Origin of the sequence: Kamptonema sp. UHCC 0994, assembly GCF_029167235.1 — a bacterium.
Classification (GTDB): domain Bacteria; phylum Cyanobacteriota; class Cyanobacteriia; order Cyanobacteriales; family Microcoleaceae; genus Kamptonema.
Window position 1 is genome coordinate 17350 of record NZ_JARFTR010000302.1, and the last position, 21022, is coordinate 38371.

Below are 21022 nucleotides of genomic sequence, written 5' to 3' on the forward strand. Positions count from 1 at the left end.
TACCGTAAGTAGGTTGATTTTTAGGTAGGTTGTTCCGCTTGTGCGCTTGGGGGGCTAAAGCCCAACAACCTACCTAATATCTAACCGATCGCTAATTCATCGGCAACTCATTAACACAATATATAACCTCAGTCAACACGCAGGGAAAAGAACCAAACCTCGTATCGCGTAAATTTGTACTCTTCAAATCAGTATTCTCACGCAAAGTAAGGTCTATATTTGTACCGCTCAATTGTCCTTGAGGAAGCCTCGCTTGTGACAAATCTGCATCCTTCAAATTTGTATCCCGTAGATCGGTATAAGTTAAGTTAGCCCCACTTAAATTAGCCCTTTCTAAATTCACTCTAAACAAAAAAGCCCTTCTCAAATCCGTATTCGATAAATTAGCTCCACTCATCTGAGATTCGCCAAAATTTGCTGTATAAAGTTTTGCATTTTGGAGATTAGCTCTTGTTAAATTTGCTTTCCCCAAAAAAGCATAGGATAAATCCGCCCCTCGCAAGTCAGCCCCTCCCAGCTTAGCCGCAGATAAATCAGCATTAAATAAGTTACTATTCGATAAATTAGCACCCCTCAAATTAGCTCCCATTAACTTAGCTTCATAGAGGTTTGCTCCACTTAAATCCGCTCCTTCCAAATCAGCCTCAAATAGGTTAGCCTTAAACAAATTAGCATTACTCAAGTCGCAGCCAACACAGCTCCTAGTTTCCAGCAATTGTCTAACGTGCTGTGGATTCTCCGCCTTGACAGCACTTGCTATAGAAAGTGGTGCTAAAATCCCGACCATTGCCAATGCTGTAAGCTTCATAAGCGATAACCTCTATTAGACTACCAAATCTCACTCAACTCTAACACAAATCCCGGCAATATCGGCTCACCGCTAACCGTCGCCGGATTATCTAAACATTCCTCTGGAACTTCGGGACGGTAAATATAAACTTTTCGCTGTTTTCTGTCAATCAATAGACCCAGTTTTACTCCTTCCTTAATATACTCCTGCATCTTTTCCTTAAGCAATTTCAAACTATCGCTAGGCGACCTTAATTCAATTACAAAATCAGGACAAATCGGTGCAAATCTATCTTTTTCTTCAGGCGATAAAGCATTCCACCTTTCTAACTTAATCCAAGAAACATCAGGTGAAAGAGTTTGTCCCGAAGGAAAGGTAAATCCTGTACTAGAATCAAAAGTAATGCCAGTTTTATCTTTCTTTGTCCATATCCACAACTGACCAAATAGATCGCCATTACGATTTCCCGTTTCCGAACCAGTGGGCGGCATAATAATCACATCTCCTGTTTTAGTCCGTTCAATGCGTAAATCTTGATTAATTTGGCAGAAGTCAAAAAACTGTTCGTCAGTCATCTGAAAAGTCGAGGGCATTTTCACAACTAAAGTCGATAAAGTCATAGTTTTTTTTGCTCCAAATAGTAGGGCGGACAAAGCCCGCCCAAACTCAAAATTAAGCCTCGTCTAAAGCTGCAATTCCTGGCAATTCCTTACCTTCCAACAACTCCAAACTTGCACCGCCACCCGTTGAAATGTGGCTCATTTCTGCGCCCAAATTCAACATTTCCACAGCAGCAACCGAGTCACCGCCGCCGATAATAGTGCTAGTACCAGTCTTAGTCAAACCAGCAAGAGTTCGCGCGATCCCTTCCGTTCCCGCAGCAAATTTTTCCATCTCAAATACGCCCATCGGCCCATTCCAGATTACCGTCTTGCAATCCGCCAAAGCATCTTGGAAAGTCTTGACTGAATCCGGGCCAATATCTAAACCCATCCAACCATCAGGAATCTCCTCAACACTGACAATTTGAGTATTAGCATCAGCCGCAAACTTATCAGCAACTACGACATCCGTAGGCAATAAGAAAGTAACACCGCGTTCCTTCGCCTTAGCTTCCAAAGACTTAGCTAATTCTAGCTTGTCATCTTCCACCAAAGACTTACCAACATTCAAACCACGAGCCTTATAAAAAGTGAAAACCATGCCGCCGCCTAAGATCAACTTGTCGCATTTTTCTAGCAGCTTTTCAATCACACCAATCTTACTCGAAACCTTAGAACCGCCGATAATAGCAGCCAAAGGACGTTGAGGATTTTCGATCGCACCTTGCAGGTATTCCAGCTCTTTCTCAATCAACTTTCCGGCCACAGAAGGACTCAGATATTTAGTCACACCCTCCGTTGAAGCATGGGCGCGGTGAGCCGTGCCAAAAGCATCATTTACGTACAAATCCGCAACAGAAGCTAACTTTTTAGCAAATTCCGGGTCATTCGCCTCTTCCTCTGGATAGAAACGGACATTTTCCAGCAAAATTACATCACCATTTTGCATCGCCCCCACCACCGCAGTGACTTCTTCACCAATACAGTCACTAGGCTTTTTAACCTCTTTTCCCAGCAATTCCGAGAGACGCGCCGCCACAGGAGTCAAGCGCAGCTTATCACTCACGCCCTTGGGACGACCGAAGTGGCTACAGAGAATCACTTTAGCGCCTTTAGAAGTTAAATCCTCAATCGTGGGCAGAGCAGCCCGGATACGAGTATCATCTGTGATGTTGCCGTTGTCGAGCGGCACATTAAAGTCAGCCCGCACGAGTACCCGTTTGCCGGATAAATCTGATGCTGATAAATTTGCTAGAGTCTTTTTTGTCACAGGATCACCCTCCTTTAAGTGTGTTTTTGTCTAATTTCCTTTGAATCAGGCCGGCGCGGGTCACTCGCACGCTTGGCCCCTGACGCGATTCCTCGCGTCTAGTCAAACAAACAGGCAGATGGAGCAAGCTCCACTGACTGGTTCACCGTAAACATTTTATCGAAGTCCGCGTCTTGGAGATGCGATCATGTTTAAGACTGTTTTATTTCCTGTCGATCAAAGCCGAGAAGCCCGCGAAGCTGCTGAAATGGTTGTTCACATTGTGAAAAACTACAGCTCTCGCTTGATTATCCTGTCGGTGGTGGAAGCGCCCGCACCGGAGGGGGAATCCTCAGCCCCTGAGAAGATGACTTCTGCGGATGCAGTAGCCCAACTGCTTAAGAGCGCTCAATCTATGTTTGCACAGCAGGGGATCGAAGCCGAAACTATCGAGCGCGAAGGCAAGCCTGCTTTCACGATCTGTGATGTGGCCGATGAGATTGGGGCGGATTTAATTGTAATGGGCTGTCGGGGAGTCGGTTTAACTGAAGAGGGGGCGGCAGATAGTGTCACCAATCGGGTGATTAATCTCTCTCCCTGTCCGATTTTGATTGTTCCCTAGCATTGTTAACGGTTAACGGTTAACGGTTAACTGTTAACGGTTAACGGTTAACTGTTAATTGCCTGAATAGATATATTTCCCTGTCATTGTGAGCGTCGTTCAGCAATCTCAATTCTTGGCGATCGCTTCGCGATCCTTGCAATGGCATAAGTAGGTGAACATAAATAACGCTTCTATAACTTGTAAGGCGATCTCCCCGACAACTATCAAGAAGGTTGCTATCAAACCAACTAACAACTAACAACTAACAATTAACAACTAACAACTAACAACTAACAACTAACAATTTATTATGAAAATTCAATGGTATCCGGGTCATATTGCTAAGGCTGAGCGGAAACTCAAAGAACAGCTAAAGCGCGTGGATGTGGTGCTAGAAGTCCGAGATGCCCGAATTCCTTTGGCTACTCATCATCCTCAAATACCGATTTGGGTGGGCGATAAGGCGCGAGTTTTGGTCATTAACCGCATGGATATGATTTCGCCGCGAGTGCGAAAAGTCTGGGAAGAATGGTTTGAGGCCCAGGGTGAGATTCCTTATTTTACTAATGCTCAGCATGGTCAGAGTGTCGAGGCGGTGGCGATCGCGGCGCGGGATGCTGGGGTAAAGTTGAATCAACGGCGGCGCGATCGGGGGATGCTTCCTCGTCCAGTTCGTGCTGTGGCGATCGGCTTCCCCAATGTCGGCAAATCTGCTTTAATTAATCGGTTATTGGGGCGGCGGGTGGCCGATAGTGCTCGCCGGGCCGGAGTGACGCGATCGCTCCAATGGATTCGCATTTCTGATGAAATTGAATTACTAGACGCTCCAGGGGTAATTCCGACTAGAATTGAGAATCAAGAGGACGCTGAGAAATTAGCCATTTGTGAAGATATAGGCGAGGCTGCTTATGATAATCAGGGTATAGCAGCAGCGATGGTCGATCTATTAACATATCTTGAGGCTACCAGTGATGGTTTGATATCCGCATCTGTTTTAAAGTCTCGCTATGAATTAGACTCTACATCCGTTAATGGTGAAAGCTATTTGCATGAGGTAGCAAAACTGCGTTATAAGGGAGATGTCGAGCGTACAGCGCGGAAGATGTTAAATGATTTTCGGACAGGTGTTTTAGGTCAGCTTGCTTTGGAATTGCCGCCCAATTGAATTGAAGATTATCCTGATTGTAAAAGGGAGATAAATTTAATCATCTCAAACGACTGGAGTTCCAAATATGCACGGCCGCGATCTTTCTATGAGTAGTTATAGATTTATAAATTACATCCTTAGCATTAACCGTTATAACTAGCACTTTTGCTGCTGAATTTGATATTATGGATGACCTCAAACTAAAACTGCAAATAGATGGTCTAATAGAAAAAACAGTAGCGGTAAACCGCGATGATTATATCGTTGGTCGCTTGCCAGAATGCGATTTACAAGTACCATTTGCAGATATTTCTCGCCGCCACACCCGTTTTTATAAAACAGCTTCAGGGGAATGGCTAGTAGAAGATATGGGCAGCAAAAATGGAACTAGATTGAATGATGTCCAGATTACCTATCCTCAAAAACTCAATCAGGGTGACAATGTAAATTTGGGACATAATATTAGCATAATTGTTGTTTTAGATAGTCGCCCCCAACCCCATCCTCCAGAAATAGGAAGTCTGGGGGAAGGAATGACAATTCTAGTTAAGGCTAAAGAACTGCAAGAACAGTGGATAGAACCGGATACAAAAATTGAAAATATCAGCAATTACCGACAAGCTATAGACCGCCTTAAATACTTGGTAGATATTGCTAAGTTTCTGAACAGTGCTGAATCTATAGAAGCTATTTTTTCCCAGGTGCAGGAAGTTGTATTCCGCGATAATAAAAATATTGAACGGTTGGCACTATTAATTGATGTTACTGGTACTGGGAAACTAGAAGTAGTTAATGCTGCTGCTAAAACCCTTGCTGAACAAGAAGAGATGCCTGCCGATGGTAGTTGGATTAGCCGTACAATTTGTCAAAAAGTATTTGCAGAGCAAGTTGCTATTAAAACTGCTGACGCTCAGATGGACGAACGTTTTGAAGAAGAGATGAGTATTATTGTTAAAGGGATTCGTAGCGCGATCGCAGTCCCTTTATGGAACGAACATAAAGTTTTTGGTGTACTTTACGGACACGCTCAATTGTCTTCTGAGGAATGGCAAAGGGGAGGTGATGAAGACCTGAGCTTTTTTTCGGCTTTAGGCAATTTGGTAGCTTCCAGCGTGCAGCGGTGGCTGTTAGCACAGAAACTCAGAAGCGAAGAAACAATGCGACAAAGATTAGAGCGATATCATTCTCCAGCAGTGGTACAACAGTTAATAGCAGCTTCGGCACTTGTAGACGATCGCTTACCGCCAGTAGAGCGCGAAATTAGCATTTTGTTTGCTGATATTGTTGGCTTTACTGCCATGTCAGAACGCTTAAGTCCAGCAGAAGTTGCCAAATTACTCAATAATTTTTTCGAGGAAATGCTACGGGAAGTTTTTGCTGCTGGCGGAACTTTAGATAAATTTATTGGAGATTGTATTATGGCATTTTTTGGCGCTCCTGAACCGCAGTTAGATCATGCTGAAAGAGCTGTAGAAGCTGCTGTAGGAATGTTAGAGCGCTTAGATGAACTTAATGCCAGCGGTACTTTAGGTGAACCTCTACAACTTCGCATTTCTATTAATAGCGGTAAGGCTGTTGTTGGCGATGTCGGTAGTATTAAAAGGGTAGATTATACAGTATTGGGTTCGACGATTAACCTCGCCTCTCGCATGGAAAAAGTTTGTCCTCCAGGAGAATGTGTGGTAAGTGAAAATACTTATGCTATGTTGCGATCGCGCGAAGGTTTTGAATCGATCGGAGACTTCCGTTTTAAAGGTATTGACAGACCAGTAGTAGTATATCAAACCAAGAGACATGAAAATTCTTGAGCAGGACTTACGCAAAATCGCAGCAGTACGACCTCCTGGTAGTCAAAGAACCACGCCTGTTAGGGACGTTAGGTAGGTAATGCGTAAGTCCTGAGCAAGCAAACATCGCCCCCTTCAAAAAAAGATTTAAAAAAAGCTAGACAAAACTTAAGATCGCCTATATAATCAGAAATTGTCGCCAAAAAACAAAAGCTGCCACCTTCCCAGGCGAGTCATAAAGCTCAAAGCCAGGAAAAACAAGCAAACCGGAGCGAACCAGCTTGCGAGCTAACTCCCAATTGTGAAAGCAGACCAAATTTAGGATACTGAACAGCTTGCTGTTCAAGTCCAGGCACCAACAGACCGCACCGAAGTAAACCTCGGTCGCAAAACACCTTAAACGTTGCTAGTCTAAAACCTTGCGAGACTTCCATTAAAATTGACCCAAAAACATTAGGGTCAAAAATTTGGTTGAGTTAATAACTTGTAGAAATATTCTCAGTAATGTATCTACATCAAAGCAAGCGGGCTCGTGGAAAACTACCAGTCCGAAAATGTTGTAATGCGTAAAAAATAGGGAGACAAACCGTGTCTGTCGGTATTCTCGGCACAAAACTAGGCATGACTCAAGTATTTGACGAACAGGGAAGAGCCATTCCCGTCACCGTCATTCAAGCCGGGCCATGCACAGTAACTCAAATTAAAACAAAACAGACCGATGGCTATATTGCCATCCAAGTCGGTTACGGCGACGTGAAACCAAAGGCCCTTAACAAGCCAGAACTAGGACACCTAGCCAAATCAGGAGCAACCCCAGTTCGCCACCTACAAGAATATCGCTTGGAAGATGTCGGTGAATTTCAATTAGGCCAACAAGTAAAAGCCGACCTGTTCACACCAGGTCAAATCGTCGATGTCATCGGTACCAGCATCGGTAAAGGCTTTGCCGGCTTCCAAAAACGACATAACTTCAAACGCGGGCCAATGGCTCACGGTTCCAAAAACCACCGCCAACCAGGTTCCATCGGGCCCGGAACCACACCTGGTCGCGTCTATCCCGGAAAAAGGATGGCCGGACGTTTAGGTAACGTGCAAATCACCGTCCGCAAACTAACAGTATTGCGAGTAGATACCGAGCGCAACTTATTGCTCATCAAAGGAGCAGTTCCCGGCAAAGCAGGCGCATTAGTCAATGTAGTCCCTGAGAAAAAAGTAGGTCGGTAATCGTTAGTAGTTGGTTGTTAGTAGTTAGTTGTTAGTGGTTAATTGTTAGCGGTTAGTTGGTTAATTAATTACCAATTGCCAATTACCAATTACCAATTACCAATTGCCAATTACCAATTACCAATTACCAATTACCAATTACCAATTACCAAAAATTATGGTTAACTGCGTAGTACGAAATTGGCAAGGCGAAGAAGTAGGGGAAACCACCCTAGAATTGCGCGTAGCCAAAGAAGAAAATGCCTCTCACATCGTCCATAGAGCCTTAAGACGGCAAATGGTTAACGCCCGTCAAGGAACAGCCAGCACCAAAACCAGAGCAGAAGTCAGAGGTGGCGGTCGCAAACCTTGGCGGCAAAAAGGAACAGGTAGAGCCAGAGCCGGTTCCATCCGTTCCCCCCTGTGGCGTGGCGGCGGTGTCAGCTTCGGCCCCAAGCCGAGAGACTTCGACATCAAAATGAATAAAAAGGAACGGCGTTTAGCATTGCGGACAGCCCTCCAAAGCCGCGCCGCCGAAGACTTCATCGTGGTAGAAGACTTCAGCGAACAAATAGCTAGACCCAAAACCAAAGAATTAATCACAGCCCTCGCCCGATGGGGAGCCAACCCGGAATCAAGAATATTGTTAATCCTGCCAGAAAAACAGGAAAACATCTATTTATCCGGCCGCAACGTCCCCACCCTCAAAATTATATTGGCAGGCTCCCTGAACATCTACGACATTCTTGCCGCCGACAAAATTGTTACCACAGCCACAGCCATTGCCAAAATGCAGGAGGTTTACGGTGAGTGAATTTAATCCCCGCGATTTAGCGGACGTTTTACATAAGCCCATTCTCACTGAGAAAGCTACTCGGATGATGGAACTCAACCAGTTCACCTTTGACGTAGCTCCCAAAGCCACAAAGCCGATTATCAAAGCCGCAGTCGAGCAGATGTTCAATGTCAAAGTTATCGGCATGAACACCCAAAATCCGCCCCGCAAAAAGCGTAGAGTCGGCAAATTCATGGGATTTAAACCCCGTTACAAACGAGCAGTCGTCACCCTCGCAGACGGCGAACCCTTGAGAAAAATTCTCTTCCCAGAAGTGTAAACATCGGTAATTTGTCAGTTGACGGTTAACTGTTAACAGTTAACAGTTAGCCAATTACCAATTACCAATTACCAATTACAAAATTATGGGCATCCGTTCCTACCGACCCTATACCCCAAGCACCAGACAGCACACCGTCTCCGACTTTGCTGAGATTACACGCTCAGAACCCGAAAAGTCGCTGACGGCAAACAAGCACACCAAACAAGGTCGCAACAATCGCGGTGTCATCACCTGTCGTCACCGAGGCGGCGGCCACAAGCGTCTTTACCGGACTATCGACTTCCGCCGCGACAAACTCAACGTCCCTGGAACCGTCCAAGCCATTGAGTACGACCCTAACCGTAACGCGAGAATTGCCCTCGTTTTCTACAAAGATGGCGAAAAGCGGTACATCCTCCATCCCGTAGGCTTGAAAGTCGGTACAGTCATCACCTCTGGCCCCGAATCTCCCATCGAAATTGGTAACGCCTTACCTCTGATTAATATTCCCCTGGGTACCAGCGTTCACAACGTCGAATTAGTACCAGGAAAAGGTGGGCAAATTGTCCGCTGTGCCGGCGCAACCGCTCAGTTAATGGCAAAAGAAGGTGACTACGTTACCCTCAAACTACCTTCCGGCGAACAGCGCAAAATCCGCGCCAAATGCTACGCCACCATCGGTCAAGTCGGTAACGTCGAAGCCAGAAACATCAGTATCGGCAAAGCAGGTCGTACTCGCTGGAAAGGCCGCCGGCCTACCGTCCGAGGTAGCGTTATGAACCCCGTAGACCACCCGCACGGTGGTGGCGAAGGCAGAGCGCCCATCGGTCGCTCCGGCCCCGTCACACCTTGGGGTAAACCAGCTTTGGGGGCCAAAACACGGCGCAAAAACAAGCGCAGCGACTCCCTAATCGTGCGTCGCCGCCGCAAGGCCTCCAAGCGTGGAAAAGGCGGACGGCAAAGTTAATTCTAATAACAGTTAACAGTCAACAGTTAACTGTTAACTGTTAACCAATTACCAACTACCAATTACCATGTCACGATCGCTAAAAAAAGGCCCATTTGTGGCCGATCACCTGCTCACCAAAATAGAAAAACTGAACTCTCTAGGTCAAAGACAAGTTATTAAAACTTGGTCGAGAGCTTCTACCATTTTACCTCTGATGGTAGGTCACACGATCGCAGTTCATAACGGCCGCCAGCACGTTCCAGTTTATCTAACCGAGCAAATGGTCGGACATAAATTAGGAGAATTTGTCCCGACTCGTACCTTTAGAGGTCACGCTAAAGGCGATAAAAAGGCAAAAAGATAGATTGTTGTTAACTGTTAACTGTTAACTGTTAACTGTTGAAAAGTAGAGAGAAGAGCTAAATGGCTATTGATACAAATTCAGAAGTAAAAGCGATCGCGCGTTACATCCGAATGTCCCCCCACAAAGTGCGGCGAGTCCTCGACCAAATTCGCGGCAAATCTTATCGGGAAGCGCTGGTTTTACTGGAATTCATGCCTTACCGCGCCTGCGAACCAATTCTCAAGGTTCTGCGTTCAGCGGCGGCAAATGCCGAACATAACGCAGGCATGGATCGAGCGCAACTCATGGTTTCTCAAGCTTTCGCCGATCAAGGCCCAGTCTTGAAACGCTTTAGACCCAGAGCTCAAGGTCGCGCTTATCAAATTCGCAAACCCACTTGTCACATCACTGTTGCAGTGGCAACGCAAGCAGAGTAACGAATACCAGGTTAACTGTTAACTTTTAACTGTTAATTGTTAACTGTAAGAGCTAAGAAGCGGTCTTCTTTACTTCTTTAATTAATTCTTTCTTGACTCTTATGGGACAGAAAATTCATCCAGTTGGTTTTAGACTTGGCATCACTCAGGAACACCGTTCGCGGTGGTTTGCTGATGCCAGAAACTATCCAGAGCTTTTACAAGAAGACTCGAAAATTCGTCAGTACGTCCAAAAAAACCTCAGCAACGCAGGTATTTCCTCAGTCAAAATTGACCGGAAAGCTGACCAAATCGATCTTGAGGTACAAACAGCTAGACCTGGCGTAGTCGTCGGTCGTGGCGGGACGGGAATCGAACAATTGCGAGTAGGTTTGCAGCAACAATTAGGCAGCAACCGTCAGATTCGGATCAACGTTGTAGAAGTGCAGCGTGTAGATGCTGACGCTACCTTAATTGCTGAATATATCGCCCAGCAATTAGAGCGCCGCGTTTCCTTCCGTCGAGTTGTCCGCCAAGCCATCACCCGCGCTCAAAAAGCTGGGATTGAAGGCATTAAAATTCAAGTCAGCGGTCGCTTAAACGGAGCAGAAATTGCCCGTACAGAGTGGACGCGGGAAGGTCGAGTCCCCCTGCACACATTGCGTGCAGACATTGATTATTCTTACTGCACCGCCAAAACCATCTATGGAATTTTGGGCGTTAAAGTTTGGGTTTTCAAAGGCGAAATCATCCCCGGACAGGAAGACATTCCTGCCCCCAATGCAGGCCCGCCCCGCACTAAAAATAAGGGTCGCCGCCATAAATTTGAAGATCGTTCAAACGAAGGTTAACCGTTAACAGTTAACCGTTAACAGTTAGCAATTAGCAATTTGCTTTACCCACGCCATGTTAAGTCCTAAAAGAACAAAATTCCGCAAGCAGCAACGCGGGCGGATGAATGGAGTTGCCACTCGCGGTAACAATGTTAGCTTTGGCGAATTTGCTCTCCAAGCCCTCGAACCCGCTTGGATCACTTCCCGTCAAATAGAGGCCAGTCGTCGCGCCATGACTCGCTATATTCGCAGAGGCGGCAAAATTTGGATTCGCGTGTTTCCAGATAAACCAGTTACTCAACGAGCCGCTGAAACCCGGATGGGTTCAGGTAAAGGTGCGCCTGAGTTTTGGGTAGCAGTAATTAAGCCGGGTCGCGTGCTGTTTGAAATTGGCGGCGTTCCCGAAGTAACTGCTCGCGAAGCGATGCGTTTAGCATCCTTTAAATTGCCCATTAAGACTAAGTTCATCACCCGCGAAGAGGAGCAGTCTTAGAATGTCTTTATCAAAGATTCAAGAATCTAAAGATTTGACTGATGCTGAAATCACAGAGCAGATTTTAGCTATTAAACGCCAACTGATGGAACTGCGAATGTTGCAAGCAACTGGCCGCTTAGAAAAGCCTCACCAGTTCAAGCACGCTAAGCATCGGCTGGCTCAGTTAATGACAGTTGAAGGGGAGCGATCGCGAGCCGCCGCCGCCGAGGCTCTTGCTGCTGCGAAAAGCGCTTCTTAGCAAAAGCTAGGAGTGTGAAAGCCCCTATAAATAACCAGAGTCAGTTGCACAGTAGGAATGGTTGCTATGGCAGTTAAAGAAAGAGTTGGCTTAGTCGTCAGCGACAAAATGAATAAAACGGTAGTGGTAGCAGTCGAAAACCGCGCTTCCCACACCAAATACGGCAAAACCGTCGTGAACACCAAAAAATATAAAGCTCACGACGAAGAGAATCAGTGCAAACCAGGCGATCGCGTCCGCATTACCGAAACGCGCCCCCTGAGCAAAACCAAACACTGGATCGTTGCCGAAATTCTCACCACAAAAAACGGGTGACAAATTGTTAACAGTTAACAGTTAACAGTTAACGGTTAACCATTAGCAATTAGCAATTAGCAGGAATCGAAATCATGATTCAACCTCAAACTTACCTCAACGTAGCCGACAATAGCGGAGCCAGAAAATTAATGTGCATCCGCGTATTAGGTGGAGGCAACCGCCGCTACGCTGGAGTCGGCGATGTCATTATCGCCGTTGTCAAAGATGCCATTCCTAACATGGCAGTTAAGAAATCCGATGTCGTCCGGGCCGTCGTTGTCCGTACTCGCAAAGGTGAGCGCCGGGACAGCGGCATGAGCATCCGTTTTGATGACAATGCTGCTGTGATTATCAACGCTGACGGCAACCCGAAAGGCACTCGCGTTTTCGGCCCTGTCGCCCGCGAATTGCGCGACAAAAACTTTACTAAAATCGTTTCTTTAGCGCCGGAGGTACTTTAATGTACAGCAAACAAGGCAAAAAAAGTGGCACCCAAGTCCGCCACAAAATGCACGTCAAAAAAGGCGACACCGTTCAAGTCATTACTGGCAAAGATAAGGGCAAAGTCGGTGAAATCTTAAAGACATATCCTCAAGCTAGCAAAGTAGTTGTCCAAGGAATTAACGTCAAAACTAAGCACGTTAAACCCCAGCAGGAAGGCGAATCAGGTAAAATTACTACCTTTGAAGGCCCCATCCACAGCTCCAATGTAATGCTCTATTCCACCAAAGAAAAAGTAGCTAGCCGCGTTTGCTTCACCTTCACCGAAGATGGTCGCAAAGTCCGCAAGCTCAAGAAAACTGGTGAAATCATCGACTAACAGTTAACAGTTAACAGTTAACAGTTAACAGTTAACAGTTAACAATTAACAATTAGCAATTTCCTGACCACGCCCAGGAACAGCAAAGACACAAAGCAATTATGGCAATACAACTCAAGACCACGTACCAAGAAAAAATTGTCCCGAAACTGATGGATCAGTTTAAATACACTAATATCCATCAAGTCCCCAAAGTGGTGAAAGTCACTATAAACAGAGGATTGGGCGAAGCATCTCAAAACGCTAAAGCTCTCGAATCCTCAATCACTGAAATTGGCATCATCGCAGGTCAAAAACCTGTAGTGACAAGAGCAAAAAAAGCGATCGCAGGCTTCAAAATCCGTAAAGGAGTACCCGTCGGCGTGATGGTCACGCTGCGTTCAGACCGGATGTATGCTTTTCTGGAACGGTTGATCAATCTTACTCTGCCCCGCATTCGCGACTTTCGTGGCGTTAGCGCCAAAAGTTTTGACGGGCGCGGTAACTATAGCTTGGGATTGAGAGAACAGTTAATTTTTCCCGAAATAGAATACGACAGCATCGATCAAATTCGCGGGATGGACATTTCAATCATCACCACAGCCAACACCGACGAAGAAGGTCGCGCATTGCTCAAAGAAATGGGTATGCCATTCAGGTATTAGTAGTAAAGTAAAGAACAACAGATGGCAGCTAACGATACTATTGCAGATATGCTGACGCGCATTCGCAACTCCTGCATGGCGCGGCACCAAACTACTGAGATTCCCTCCACAAAAATGACTCGCAGCATTGCTGAAGTCCTTAAAAGTGAAGGCTTTATCGCTGAAATTGAAGAGGCAGGCGAAGGCATCAATCGGCATTTAGTGCTCTCTTTAAAGTACAAAGGCAAAACTCGCCGCCCGATCATCACCGCCCTCAAGCGAGTCAGCAAACCCGGCTTGCGTGTTTACTCTAATCGCAAAGAATTGCCGCGAGTTTTAGGCGGAATTGGCATAGCCATCATCTCCACCTCCAGCGGCATTATGACCGATAGAGAAGCCAGACGGCAAGGTTTAGGCGGTGAAGTGCTTTGTTATGTATGGTAATTGTTAACAGTTAACTGTTAACTGTTGGTTGTTAGTTGTTAGTTGTTAACAGCAATTACCAATTACCAATTACCAATTACCAATTACCAATTACCAATTACTAATTACCAACAGACAAAGGACAAAAGACAAAGGACAAAAAATTATGTCTCGAATTGGTAAGCGCCCAATTAGCATACCTAGTAAAGTAACCGTCACCATTGACGGTCAGCACGTTGCAGTTAAAGGGCCTAAAGGTGAACTTTCTCGACTCTTGCCGGCGGAAGTCGTCTTAGCACTTGAAGGGGAAACCTTGCTAGTAACACGCCGGGATGAATCCCGTGCCGCCCGCCAGTTGCACGGTCTGTGCCGCACCCTCGTATCTAATATGGTAGAGGGAGTCTCAAACGGCTTTCAGCGTCGTCTGGAAATTCAAGGCGTGGGCTATCGGGCTCAAGTTCAAGGTCGCAACCTGATCTTAAACGTGGGTTACAGCAAACCCGTCGAAATGCCGCCCCCAGAAGGCATTCAAGTGGCAGTTGAAGGCAACGTCAACGTGATTGTCAGCGGTATTGATAAAGAATTGGTGGGAAACACCGCCGCCCGCATCCGGGCAGTCCGCCCACCTGAAGTCTACAAAGGCAAAGGCATTCGCTACACCGGCGAAGTAGTCAGACGCAAGGCTGGCAAGACAGCAGGGAAGAAGAAGTAAAAATGAAACTTACTCGTAAAGAATCAATAGAGCGCCGTCACCGCCGAGTGCGGCGCAAGGTATCTGGTACTCCCGAACGCCCCCGGTTGGCGGTGTTTCGATCTCACCAGCATATCTATGCACAGGTCATTGACGACACCAAGCAGCACACTTTGGTATCTGCGTCAACCCTCGATCCCGAATTAAAATCTGACCTCAAGAGCGGCGGTAACTGTAACGCTTCCGTCCAAGTCGGTCAATTGATTGCCAAGCGCTGCTCTAGCGCTGGTATCTCCAAAGTTGTCTTTGACCGGGGAGGCAACCTCTATCACGGTCGCGTAAAAGCTCTAGCAGAAGCAGCTCGCGAAGCGGGTTTAGACTTTTAGAGCGGTCATTTGCTAATGGCTAATTGCTAATAGCTAATTGCTAATTAGTAATTACCAGTTAACGGTTAACGGTTAACAGTTAACAGTTAACAGTTAACAATTTCTAAAGGACAAAATAATGGCAGAACAAAAAGAGCAGCGCAACAGCAACACCAACAAGAAAAAAAGCAACAAATCTCGCGACAAAGAACCCGAATGGCAAGAGCGCGTCGTTCAAATTCGCCGCGTTACCAAAGTAGTCAAAGGCGGTAAAAAGCTTAGCTTCCGCGCCATCGTGATCATTGGTAACGAACGGGGTCAAGTTGGAGTCGGTGTTGGCAAAGCCAGTGACGTAATTGGAGCAGTTAAAAAGGGCGTTGCCGATGGCAAAAAGCACCTGATAGAAGTTCCTCTGACTAAGGCTAATTCCATCCCCCATCCTGTCAACGGCGAAGGTGGCGGAGCCAAAGTAATGATGCGACCAGCATCTCCCGGTACTGGGGTAATTGCTGGGGGAGCAGTGCGAACAGTGCTTGAATTAGCAGGCGTTCGCAATATTCTCGCCAAACAACTAGGTTCTGGCAATCCTTTAAACAACGCTAGAGCCGCCGTCAATGCTCTTTCCTCTCTACGAACCTTTTCTGAGGTGGCCCAAGAGCGAGGAGTTCCTGTTGAACACCTTTATGCTTAGTCAATGGCTAATAGCTAATGGCTAATAGCTAATGGCTAATAGCTAATGGTTAATAGCTAATGGTTAGTGGTTAGTAGGAAAATACAACTGAAAACCAAAGACTAACAATTAGCAATTAGCAATTAGCAATTAGCAGTTAGCAAGTAGCAATTACCGATTACCAATTACCTATTACCAAAACTATGAGATTACAAGACGCTCTGCCAAAAGCAGGCTCCCAAAAGCGCCCCCGCCGCTTAGGTCGGGGTATTTCCGCCGGTCAAGGCGCTAGCTCAGGTAAGGGGATGCGCGGTCAAAAATCTCGGTCAGGGAGTGGCACTCGACCGGGTTTTGAAGGCGGTCAAAATCCTCTGTACCGCCGCTTACCCAAGTTAAAGAGTTTTCCCCGCGTTAACCGGAAAGAGTACACTACGATTAATGTAAGTAAACTTGCCGAACTGCCACCAAACACAGAAGTAACTTTAGCTTCTTTGATCGAGGCAAAAATCGTCACTACTGATGATGGGCCGCTGAAAATCTTAGGAGATGGGGAATTAAATGTGGCCCTGCAAGTGAAAGCTGCTGGTTTTACAGCCGGGGCCCGCGCCAAAATTGAGGCCGCAGGCGGAAGCTGTGAAGTGGTTTAGGGGTGCGCTCTTGGGTAGGCTACGCCAGCCGTAAGCATCGCGATGCGTTGAGATTGGCAAATCCAACTGCGCCAAGTCGCCCCTCTATAAAACTGATTTAAGACTCAAACTCACAACTTAAAACTTGTTTATGGACGTTAGTCGAGATAAAGCGCCAACTGCACAAGAGACATTCTTGCAGATGGCTCAAGCTGCTGGTTTGCGGGGGCGCATCCTGGTGACAATCGGCTTGCTGATTTTAGTCCGCTTGGGTGTCCATTTGCCAGTCCCCGGCATTGACCGCGTTGCTTTTGCCCAAAACGTTCAGAATAGCCCTTTAATTGGCTTTTTGGATCTTTTCTCTGGCGGAGGTCTATCTGCTTTAGGGATTTTTGCCCTAGGGATTTTGCCCTATATTAATGCTTCAATTATCATTCAATTGCTGACTGCGGCTCTCCCCAGTTTAGAGGAGTTGCAGAAGAATGAAGGGGAAGCGGGGCGGCGTAAGATTTCTCAGATTACTCGCTATGTGGCACTGGGTTGGGCGGTGCTTCAAAGTGTAGGGATTGCGATCTGGGTCAGCCCGTTTGCACAGGAACCATCGCCTTTATTCATTGCTCAGACTGCCTTAGCTTTAACGGCGGGGTCGATGTTTGTCATGTGGGTGTCGGAGTTGGTGACGGAACGGGGAATTGGCAATGGTGCATCTCTGCTGATCTTTATCAACATTGTGGCGGTTTTGCCCCGTTCTTTGGGTCAAACTGTGGAGTTGGCTCAGAGCGGTAATAGCCAAATTGTCGGTCAAGTTATCGTTTTGTTGCTGGTTTTTTTGGTGATGATTGTTGGGATTGTTTTCGTTCAGGAAGGAACGCGCCGCATCCCGATTATTTCAGCTCGTCGCCAAGTTGGTCGCAAGGTTTACCGGGAAAAAAGCAGCTATTTGCCGCTACGGTTGAACCAAGGTGGGGTGATGCCGATTATTTTTGCTTCGGCTGTTTTGATTCTGCCAGCTTCCCTAGGGCAGTTTACAAATAATCCGATCTTGGTGCAGGTGGCTAATGCTTTGAACCCAAATGGCTCTATGCCTTGGCTCTATGCGATCGTTTATCTGGTTTTGATCTTGTTCTTTAGCTATTTCTACGCTTCGTTGATTGTCAACCCTGTAGATATGTCTCAGAACTTAAAGAAAATGGGCGCGAGTATTCCAAGTATCCGCCCCGGTCAACAGACGAGCGATTATATAGAGAAGGTTTTGAATCGGCTGACATTTTTGGGAGCGATTTTTCTGGGCTTAGTGGCGATCGTGCCTACGGCTGTGGAAAGTGCTACTAATGTTACGACTTTTAGAGGGTTGGGGGCGACTTCGCTGTTGATTCTGGTCGGGGTGGCGATCGATACGGCTAAACAAATTCAAACTTACGTCATATCCCAGCGATATGAAGGAATGGTCAAGCAATAGCAATGCAATTGATTTTCTTGGGGCCTCCAGGGGCCGGAAAGGGAACTCAGGCTCAGCTTTTAGCGGCTTTCTGGAAAATTCCCCATATTTCTACGGGTGAGATTTTACGGGCCTGTGCGATCGCCAAAACTGATTTGGGTCTAAAGGCGCAAGCCTATATGGATCGCGGGGAGTTGGTGCCGGATCGAGTGCTGATGGATATGGTGCAGGAACGCCTGAAGGAACCAGATGCTAGCGATGGCTGGATTTTGGATGGTTTTCCTCGCACTGTACCCCAGGCAACTTTTTTAGAGGAATTGTTGGATGGGGGAGGGCTGCGGGCGGTTAATTTGGATGTTCCCGATGAAATTTTGGTGGTGCGCTTGTTAGCAAGGGGCCGCAAGGATGACACCGAGGAGACGATCCGCCGTCGCCTGGAGGTTTACCGGGAACAAACTGCCCCTTTGATTGGCTTTTATGGCGATCGCAACCAGTTAATTACTGTTGATGGCGATCGCTCTCTGGAAACAGTCACGGTAGAGCTTAAAAAATTGCTTGAGCCTGCTTCTCCTTCCCTATAGTTTTGGTATTGCCTCTTGCTTTGAACCTCTTGGCGCTAACAACTTTTGCTAAGATATGTTAACTAGGAACCTTTTTGCTAGTTGGCTTGATGTTAAGTCTGCCCGTTACAGCGAGTAGGTAAAAATGCCAATTGTTGAACGGGTACTCAAGAGAGTTCAAGGCTTGGCTCTCTGAGTGAATTAGTTGTTGAGTTGAGGAAACTACCACTTGTCTAAGCAAGATTTAATTGAAATGGAAGGGACGGTGACGGAATCACTGCCCAATGCGATGTTCCGCGTTGACCTAGATAATGGGTTTAATGTTCTGGCTCACATTTCTGGCAAGATCCGCCGTAATTACATCAAAATCCTTCCAGGCGATCGCGTCAAGGTCGAGTTAACCCCTTATGACTTGACCAAAGGGCGAATTACTTATCGCCTGCGGAAAAAGTAGCCTTAGATAAACTTTCTAAATACTAAATTCCAATTTAGTTAGATAGATTGTTGTAAATTCACCCAAGTAAATGCTATAATGCTACGTTTGTAGTGTTGCCCAGAAAGGCATGAAAGTTCGAGCATCTGTTAAGAAGATTTGTGAAAAGTGTCGCGTCATCCGCCGTCGCGGTCGAGTGATGGTGATATGTACTAACCCGAAACATAAGCAACGCCAGGGTTAGGAGGGTTCTTATCCCAGGCATCGGAGCAATCTGCTGCCTGATTCAACAACATTGTAGCTAATTAGCATTCAGTAGGGAGTAAAAGCGTGGCACGGATTGCCGGGGTAGACCTTCCACGCGATAAGCGCGTAGAGATTGGTCTGACATACATTTATGGAATTGGACTAACCAGATCCCAAGAGATTCTAAGCGCCACAGGCGTAAATCCTGACACTCGCGTTAAGGATTTAAGCGACGCTGACGTGACGGCTCTGCGGGGAGAGGTAGAAACCAACTATCAAGTTGAAGGGGATCTCCGGCGCTTGGAGTCCATGAACATCAAGCGCTTGATGGATATCGGGACTTACCGGGGTAGACGGCATCGCTTGGGCTTGCCCGTGCGGGGTCAGCGAACCCGTACCAATGCCCGGACTCGTCGGGGCGTTCGCCGCACTGTTGCAGGCAAGAAAAAGGCACCTTCCAAGAAGTAACCTTTTTTTCAATCTACTTTCCGTGCAGGCTGGCACAAAGCCAGCAGGCAGTCAAATTCAAATGCCGTTAAAGAGACTCATATGGCGAGACAAACAACCAAAAAAGCTGGAGCCAAAAAGCAAAAAAGGAATGTACCCAACGGCCAAGCCTTTATCCAGTCTACCTTTAACAATACGATTGTCACTATCACCGATCTCAACGGCGAAGTGATTTCTTGGGCTTCAGCAGGTTCGAGCGGCTTTAAAGGAGCCAAGAAGGGCACTCCCTTCGCAGCTCAAACAGCAGCCGAAAGTGCGGCTCGCCGCGCCAACGACCAAGGTATGCGCCAAGTTGAAGTCATGGTTAGCGGGCCGGGAGCAGGTCGCGAAACAGCAATTCGGGCTCTCCAGGGTGCGGGTCTGGAAATCACTCTGATTCGAGATGTCACCCCCATTCCTCACAATGGCTGCCGCCCTCCCAAACGGCGACGAGTCTAATTAATTAAAAATGCAAAATTAAAAATTAAAAATAAACGCAATAATTAAATTTTGCATTTTTAATTTTTAATTTTTAATTCACTGTGGGGTTCAATGGAAAAGGGAGGTCACTCTGTGGCGCAATTTCAGATTGAGTGTATAGAGTCCAACACTGATAAAGACCGAAGTCAGTACGGAAAATTTATCCTTGAACCGCTCGACCGGGGTCAAGGAACGACTGTTGGAAATGCGCTCAGGCGCGTGATGCTGTCAAACCTAGAAGGGACGGCTGTAACTTCAGTCCGTATTGCCGGAGTCAATCACGAGTTTGCCACAATTGAGGGGGTACGGGAGGATGTTCTAGAGATCCTGCTCAACATGAAGGAGGTTGTCCTTAAAAGCCATTCTTCCCAGCCGCAAATTGGCAGACTGCGAGTAGAAGGGCCTGCAACAGTCACCGCAGACCGCTTCGATGTACCCTCTGAGGTTGACGTGATCGACCGCAGCCAGTACATAGCTACTCTGTCCCCAGGCTCAACGCTGGAAATGGAATTCCGCATTGAAAGAGGGGTAGGGTATCGGGCAGTAGATCGAAGCCGTGACGATGGGGGAGCTCTAGATTTTCTCGCGATTGACGCGATTTTTATGCCGGTTCGCAAAGTCAACTACAGCGTTGAGGATGCCCGCGTAGGCGGTTCTACAGAGAAAGATCGGCTGATCATGGAAATCTGGACTAATGGCAGTTTGACACCTCAAGAGGCTCTCAGTCAAGCTGCTAGCATCTTGGTCGATCTGTTCTCTCCTCTGAAAGACATCACTTTAGAGTCACTCAGAAGCGATACTGGCTCAGATGCAGATCCCACCAGTCAGATTCCTATTGAAGAGTTGCAGTTGTCAGTCCGGGCTTACAACTGTCTAAAGCGGGCGCAAATCAATTCAGTTGCGGATTTGTTGGACTATACCCAAGAAGACTTGTTAGAAATCAAGAACTTTGGTCAAAAGTCCGCAGAAGAAGTAATAGAAGCTTTGCAGAAACGCTTGGGCATTACTTTGCCTCAAGAAAAGGCTAAAACTTAGTAACGGTTAACTGTTAACGGTTAACTGTTAACGGTTAACTGTTAACAACTAACCACTAACAACCAACAAATAACC

31 protein-coding genes are annotated in these 21022 nt (G+C 46.7%); 28 read left to right on the forward strand and 3 right to left on the reverse strand.

All coding sequences use genetic code 11. The features are described from left to right. Positions 1 to 91: 91 nt before the first annotated feature. The 3 genes from PY364_RS27345 to PY364_RS27355 are packed head-to-tail and all read right to left on the reverse strand — an operon-like array spanning position 92 to position 2662. On the reverse strand, positions 92 to 808 hold the full coding sequence (locus tag PY364_RS27345) for a pentapeptide repeat-containing protein (protein ID WP_275570868.1): 717 nt from the start codon (positions 806 to 808) through the stop codon (positions 92 to 94). 20 nt (positions 809 to 828) lie between these two features. Further along, complete coding sequence (locus PY364_RS27350; protein WP_275570869.1) at positions 829 to 1410, reverse strand: Uma2 family endonuclease; 582 nt, start codon at positions 1408 to 1410, stop codon at positions 829 to 831. Between the two features lie 52 nt (positions 1411 to 1462). Further along, positions 1463 to 2662, reverse strand: coding sequence for a phosphoglycerate kinase (locus tag PY364_RS27355; RefSeq protein ID WP_275570870.1), 1200 nt, complete (start codon positions 2660 to 2662; stop codon positions 1463 to 1465). 187 nt (positions 2663 to 2849) lie between these two features. Between PY364_RS27355 and PY364_RS27360 the strand changes: the two genes are divergently transcribed. The 28 genes from PY364_RS27360 (at position 2850) to PY364_RS27495 (ending at position 20947) form a co-directional block, all read left to right on the forward strand. Beyond that, entirely contained in the window at positions 2850 to 3263 is a 414-nt protein-coding gene (locus tag PY364_RS27360) for a universal stress protein (RefSeq protein WP_275570871.1), read from the forward strand. A gap of 292 nt (positions 3264 to 3555) precedes the next feature. Then, the gene (ylqF, locus tag PY364_RS27365) at positions 3556 to 4410 is read left to right on the forward strand and encodes a ribosome biogenesis GTPase YlqF (RefSeq protein ID WP_275570872.1); all 855 of its coding nucleotides are present in this window, start codon (positions 3556 to 3558) and stop codon (positions 4408 to 4410) included. Between the two features lie 167 nt (positions 4411 to 4577). Continuing rightward, on the forward strand, positions 4578 to 6200 hold the full coding sequence (locus PY364_RS27370) for an adenylate/guanylate cyclase domain-containing protein (protein ID WP_275570873.1): 1623 nt from the start codon (positions 4578 to 4580) through the stop codon (positions 6198 to 6200). Positions 6201 to 6767: 567 nt separating this feature from the next. Beyond that, on the forward strand, positions 6768 to 7403 hold the full coding sequence (rplC, locus tag PY364_RS27375; protein WP_275570874.1) for a 50S ribosomal protein L3: 636 nt from the start codon (positions 6768 to 6770) through the stop codon (positions 7401 to 7403). A gap of 157 nt (positions 7404 to 7560) precedes the next feature. Next, entirely contained in the window at positions 7561 to 8196 is a 636-nt protein-coding gene (rplD, locus tag PY364_RS27380) for a 50S ribosomal protein L4 (RefSeq protein ID WP_007354581.1), read from the forward strand. After that, positions 8189 to 8497 (forward strand): 50S ribosomal protein L23, encoded by a 309-nt coding sequence (locus PY364_RS27385; RefSeq protein WP_272030888.1) that lies wholly within the window; start codon positions 8189 to 8191, stop codon positions 8495 to 8497. The genes rplD and PY364_RS27385 overlap by 8 nt, the downstream gene beginning before the upstream one ends. Before the next feature lie 85 nt (positions 8498 to 8582). Then, the gene (rplB, locus tag PY364_RS27390; RefSeq protein ID WP_275570875.1) at positions 8583 to 9446 is read left to right on the forward strand and encodes a 50S ribosomal protein L2; all 864 of its coding nucleotides are present in this window, start codon (positions 8583 to 8585) and stop codon (positions 9444 to 9446) included. 67 nt (positions 9447 to 9513) lie between these two features. After that, positions 9514 to 9792, forward strand: a complete 279-nt coding sequence (rpsS, locus tag PY364_RS27395) for a 30S ribosomal protein S19 (protein WP_019487907.1) — start codon at positions 9514 to 9516, stop codon at positions 9790 to 9792. Positions 9793 to 9851: 59 nt separating this feature from the next. After that, on the forward strand, positions 9852 to 10208 hold the full coding sequence (gene rplV / locus PY364_RS27400; RefSeq protein WP_275570876.1) for a 50S ribosomal protein L22: 357 nt from the start codon (positions 9852 to 9854) through the stop codon (positions 10206 to 10208). A gap of 101 nt (positions 10209 to 10309) precedes the next feature. Next, on the forward strand, positions 10310 to 11038 hold the full coding sequence (gene rpsC / locus PY364_RS27405; RefSeq protein ID WP_272030890.1) for a 30S ribosomal protein S3: 729 nt from the start codon (positions 10310 to 10312) through the stop codon (positions 11036 to 11038). A 55-nt stretch (positions 11039 to 11093) separates the two neighbouring features. Continuing rightward, entirely contained in the window at positions 11094 to 11513 is a 420-nt protein-coding gene (rplP, locus tag PY364_RS27410; protein ID WP_019487908.1) for a 50S ribosomal protein L16, read from the forward strand. A 1-nt stretch (position 11514) separates the two neighbouring features. Continuing rightward, a complete protein-coding gene (gene rpmC, locus PY364_RS27415; RefSeq protein WP_007354588.1) occupies positions 11515 to 11754 on the forward strand; it encodes a 50S ribosomal protein L29 in 240 nt (79 codons plus the stop codon). 66 nt (positions 11755 to 11820) lie between these two features. Beyond that, a complete protein-coding gene (gene rpsQ / locus PY364_RS27420; protein WP_007354589.1) occupies positions 11821 to 12069 on the forward strand; it encodes a 30S ribosomal protein S17 in 249 nt (82 codons plus the stop codon). Between the two features lie 74 nt (positions 12070 to 12143). Beyond that, complete coding sequence (gene rplN, locus PY364_RS27425; RefSeq protein WP_007354590.1) at positions 12144 to 12512, forward strand: 50S ribosomal protein L14; 369 nt, start codon at positions 12144 to 12146, stop codon at positions 12510 to 12512. Continuing rightward, on the forward strand, positions 12512 to 12871 hold the full coding sequence (gene rplX / locus PY364_RS27430; RefSeq protein ID WP_007354591.1) for a 50S ribosomal protein L24: 360 nt from the start codon (positions 12512 to 12514) through the stop codon (positions 12869 to 12871). Before rplN ends, rplX begins: the two co-directional genes overlap by 1 nt. A 101-nt stretch (positions 12872 to 12972) precedes the next feature. Beyond that, entirely contained in the window at positions 12973 to 13515 is a 543-nt protein-coding gene (rplE, locus tag PY364_RS27435; protein WP_007354592.1) for a 50S ribosomal protein L5, read from the forward strand. Positions 13516 to 13536: 21 nt separating this feature from the next. Then, positions 13537 to 13938: a 30S ribosomal protein S8 gene (gene rpsH, locus PY364_RS27440; RefSeq protein WP_275570877.1), complete on the forward strand. Its 402-nt coding sequence runs from the start codon at positions 13537 to 13539 to the stop codon at positions 13936 to 13938. 145 nt (positions 13939 to 14083) lie between these two features. After that, positions 14084 to 14629 (forward strand): 50S ribosomal protein L6, encoded by a 546-nt coding sequence (rplF, locus tag PY364_RS27445; protein ID WP_275570878.1) that lies wholly within the window; start codon positions 14084 to 14086, stop codon positions 14627 to 14629. A 2-nt stretch (positions 14630 to 14631) separates the two neighbouring features. Continuing rightward, a complete protein-coding gene (gene rplR / locus PY364_RS27450) occupies positions 14632 to 14994 on the forward strand; it encodes a 50S ribosomal protein L18 (RefSeq protein ID WP_275570879.1) in 363 nt (120 codons plus the stop codon). A 118-nt stretch (positions 14995 to 15112) separates the two neighbouring features. Then, positions 15113 to 15664, forward strand: coding sequence for a 30S ribosomal protein S5 (rpsE, locus tag PY364_RS27455; protein ID WP_007356154.1), 552 nt, complete (start codon positions 15113 to 15115; stop codon positions 15662 to 15664). 182 nt (positions 15665 to 15846) lie between these two features. Continuing rightward, positions 15847 to 16290, forward strand: a complete 444-nt coding sequence (rplO, locus tag PY364_RS27460) for a 50S ribosomal protein L15 (protein WP_272030893.1) — start codon at positions 15847 to 15849, stop codon at positions 16288 to 16290. A gap of 130 nt (positions 16291 to 16420) precedes the next feature. Further along, the gene (gene secY, locus PY364_RS27465) at positions 16421 to 17728 is read left to right on the forward strand and encodes a preprotein translocase subunit SecY (protein ID WP_275570880.1); all 1308 of its coding nucleotides are present in this window, start codon (positions 16421 to 16423) and stop codon (positions 17726 to 17728) included. Positions 17729 to 17730: 2 nt separating this feature from the next. Continuing rightward, the gene (locus PY364_RS27470; RefSeq protein ID WP_275570881.1) at positions 17731 to 18288 is read left to right on the forward strand and encodes an adenylate kinase; all 558 of its coding nucleotides are present in this window, start codon (positions 17731 to 17733) and stop codon (positions 18286 to 18288) included. A gap of 208 nt (positions 18289 to 18496) precedes the next feature. After that, on the forward strand, positions 18497 to 18721 hold the full coding sequence (infA, locus tag PY364_RS27475; protein ID WP_006276978.1) for a translation initiation factor IF-1: 225 nt from the start codon (positions 18497 to 18499) through the stop codon (positions 18719 to 18721). Between the two features lie 109 nt (positions 18722 to 18830). After that, complete coding sequence (gene rpmJ, locus PY364_RS27480; protein WP_015178722.1) at positions 18831 to 18944, forward strand: 50S ribosomal protein L36; 114 nt, start codon at positions 18831 to 18833, stop codon at positions 18942 to 18944. Positions 18945 to 19030: 86 nt separating this feature from the next. Continuing rightward, a complete protein-coding gene (rpsM, locus tag PY364_RS27485; protein WP_272030898.1) occupies positions 19031 to 19414 on the forward strand; it encodes a 30S ribosomal protein S13 in 384 nt (127 codons plus the stop codon). Positions 19415 to 19495: 81 nt separating this feature from the next. Continuing rightward, the gene (gene rpsK / locus PY364_RS27490) at positions 19496 to 19891 is read left to right on the forward strand and encodes a 30S ribosomal protein S11 (protein WP_007356149.1); all 396 of its coding nucleotides are present in this window, start codon (positions 19496 to 19498) and stop codon (positions 19889 to 19891) included. Positions 19892 to 20005: 114 nt separating this feature from the next. Then, on the forward strand, positions 20006 to 20947 hold the full coding sequence (locus PY364_RS27495; protein ID WP_275570882.1) for a DNA-directed RNA polymerase subunit alpha: 942 nt from the start codon (positions 20006 to 20008) through the stop codon (positions 20945 to 20947). Positions 20948 to 21022: the final 75 nt, after the last annotated feature.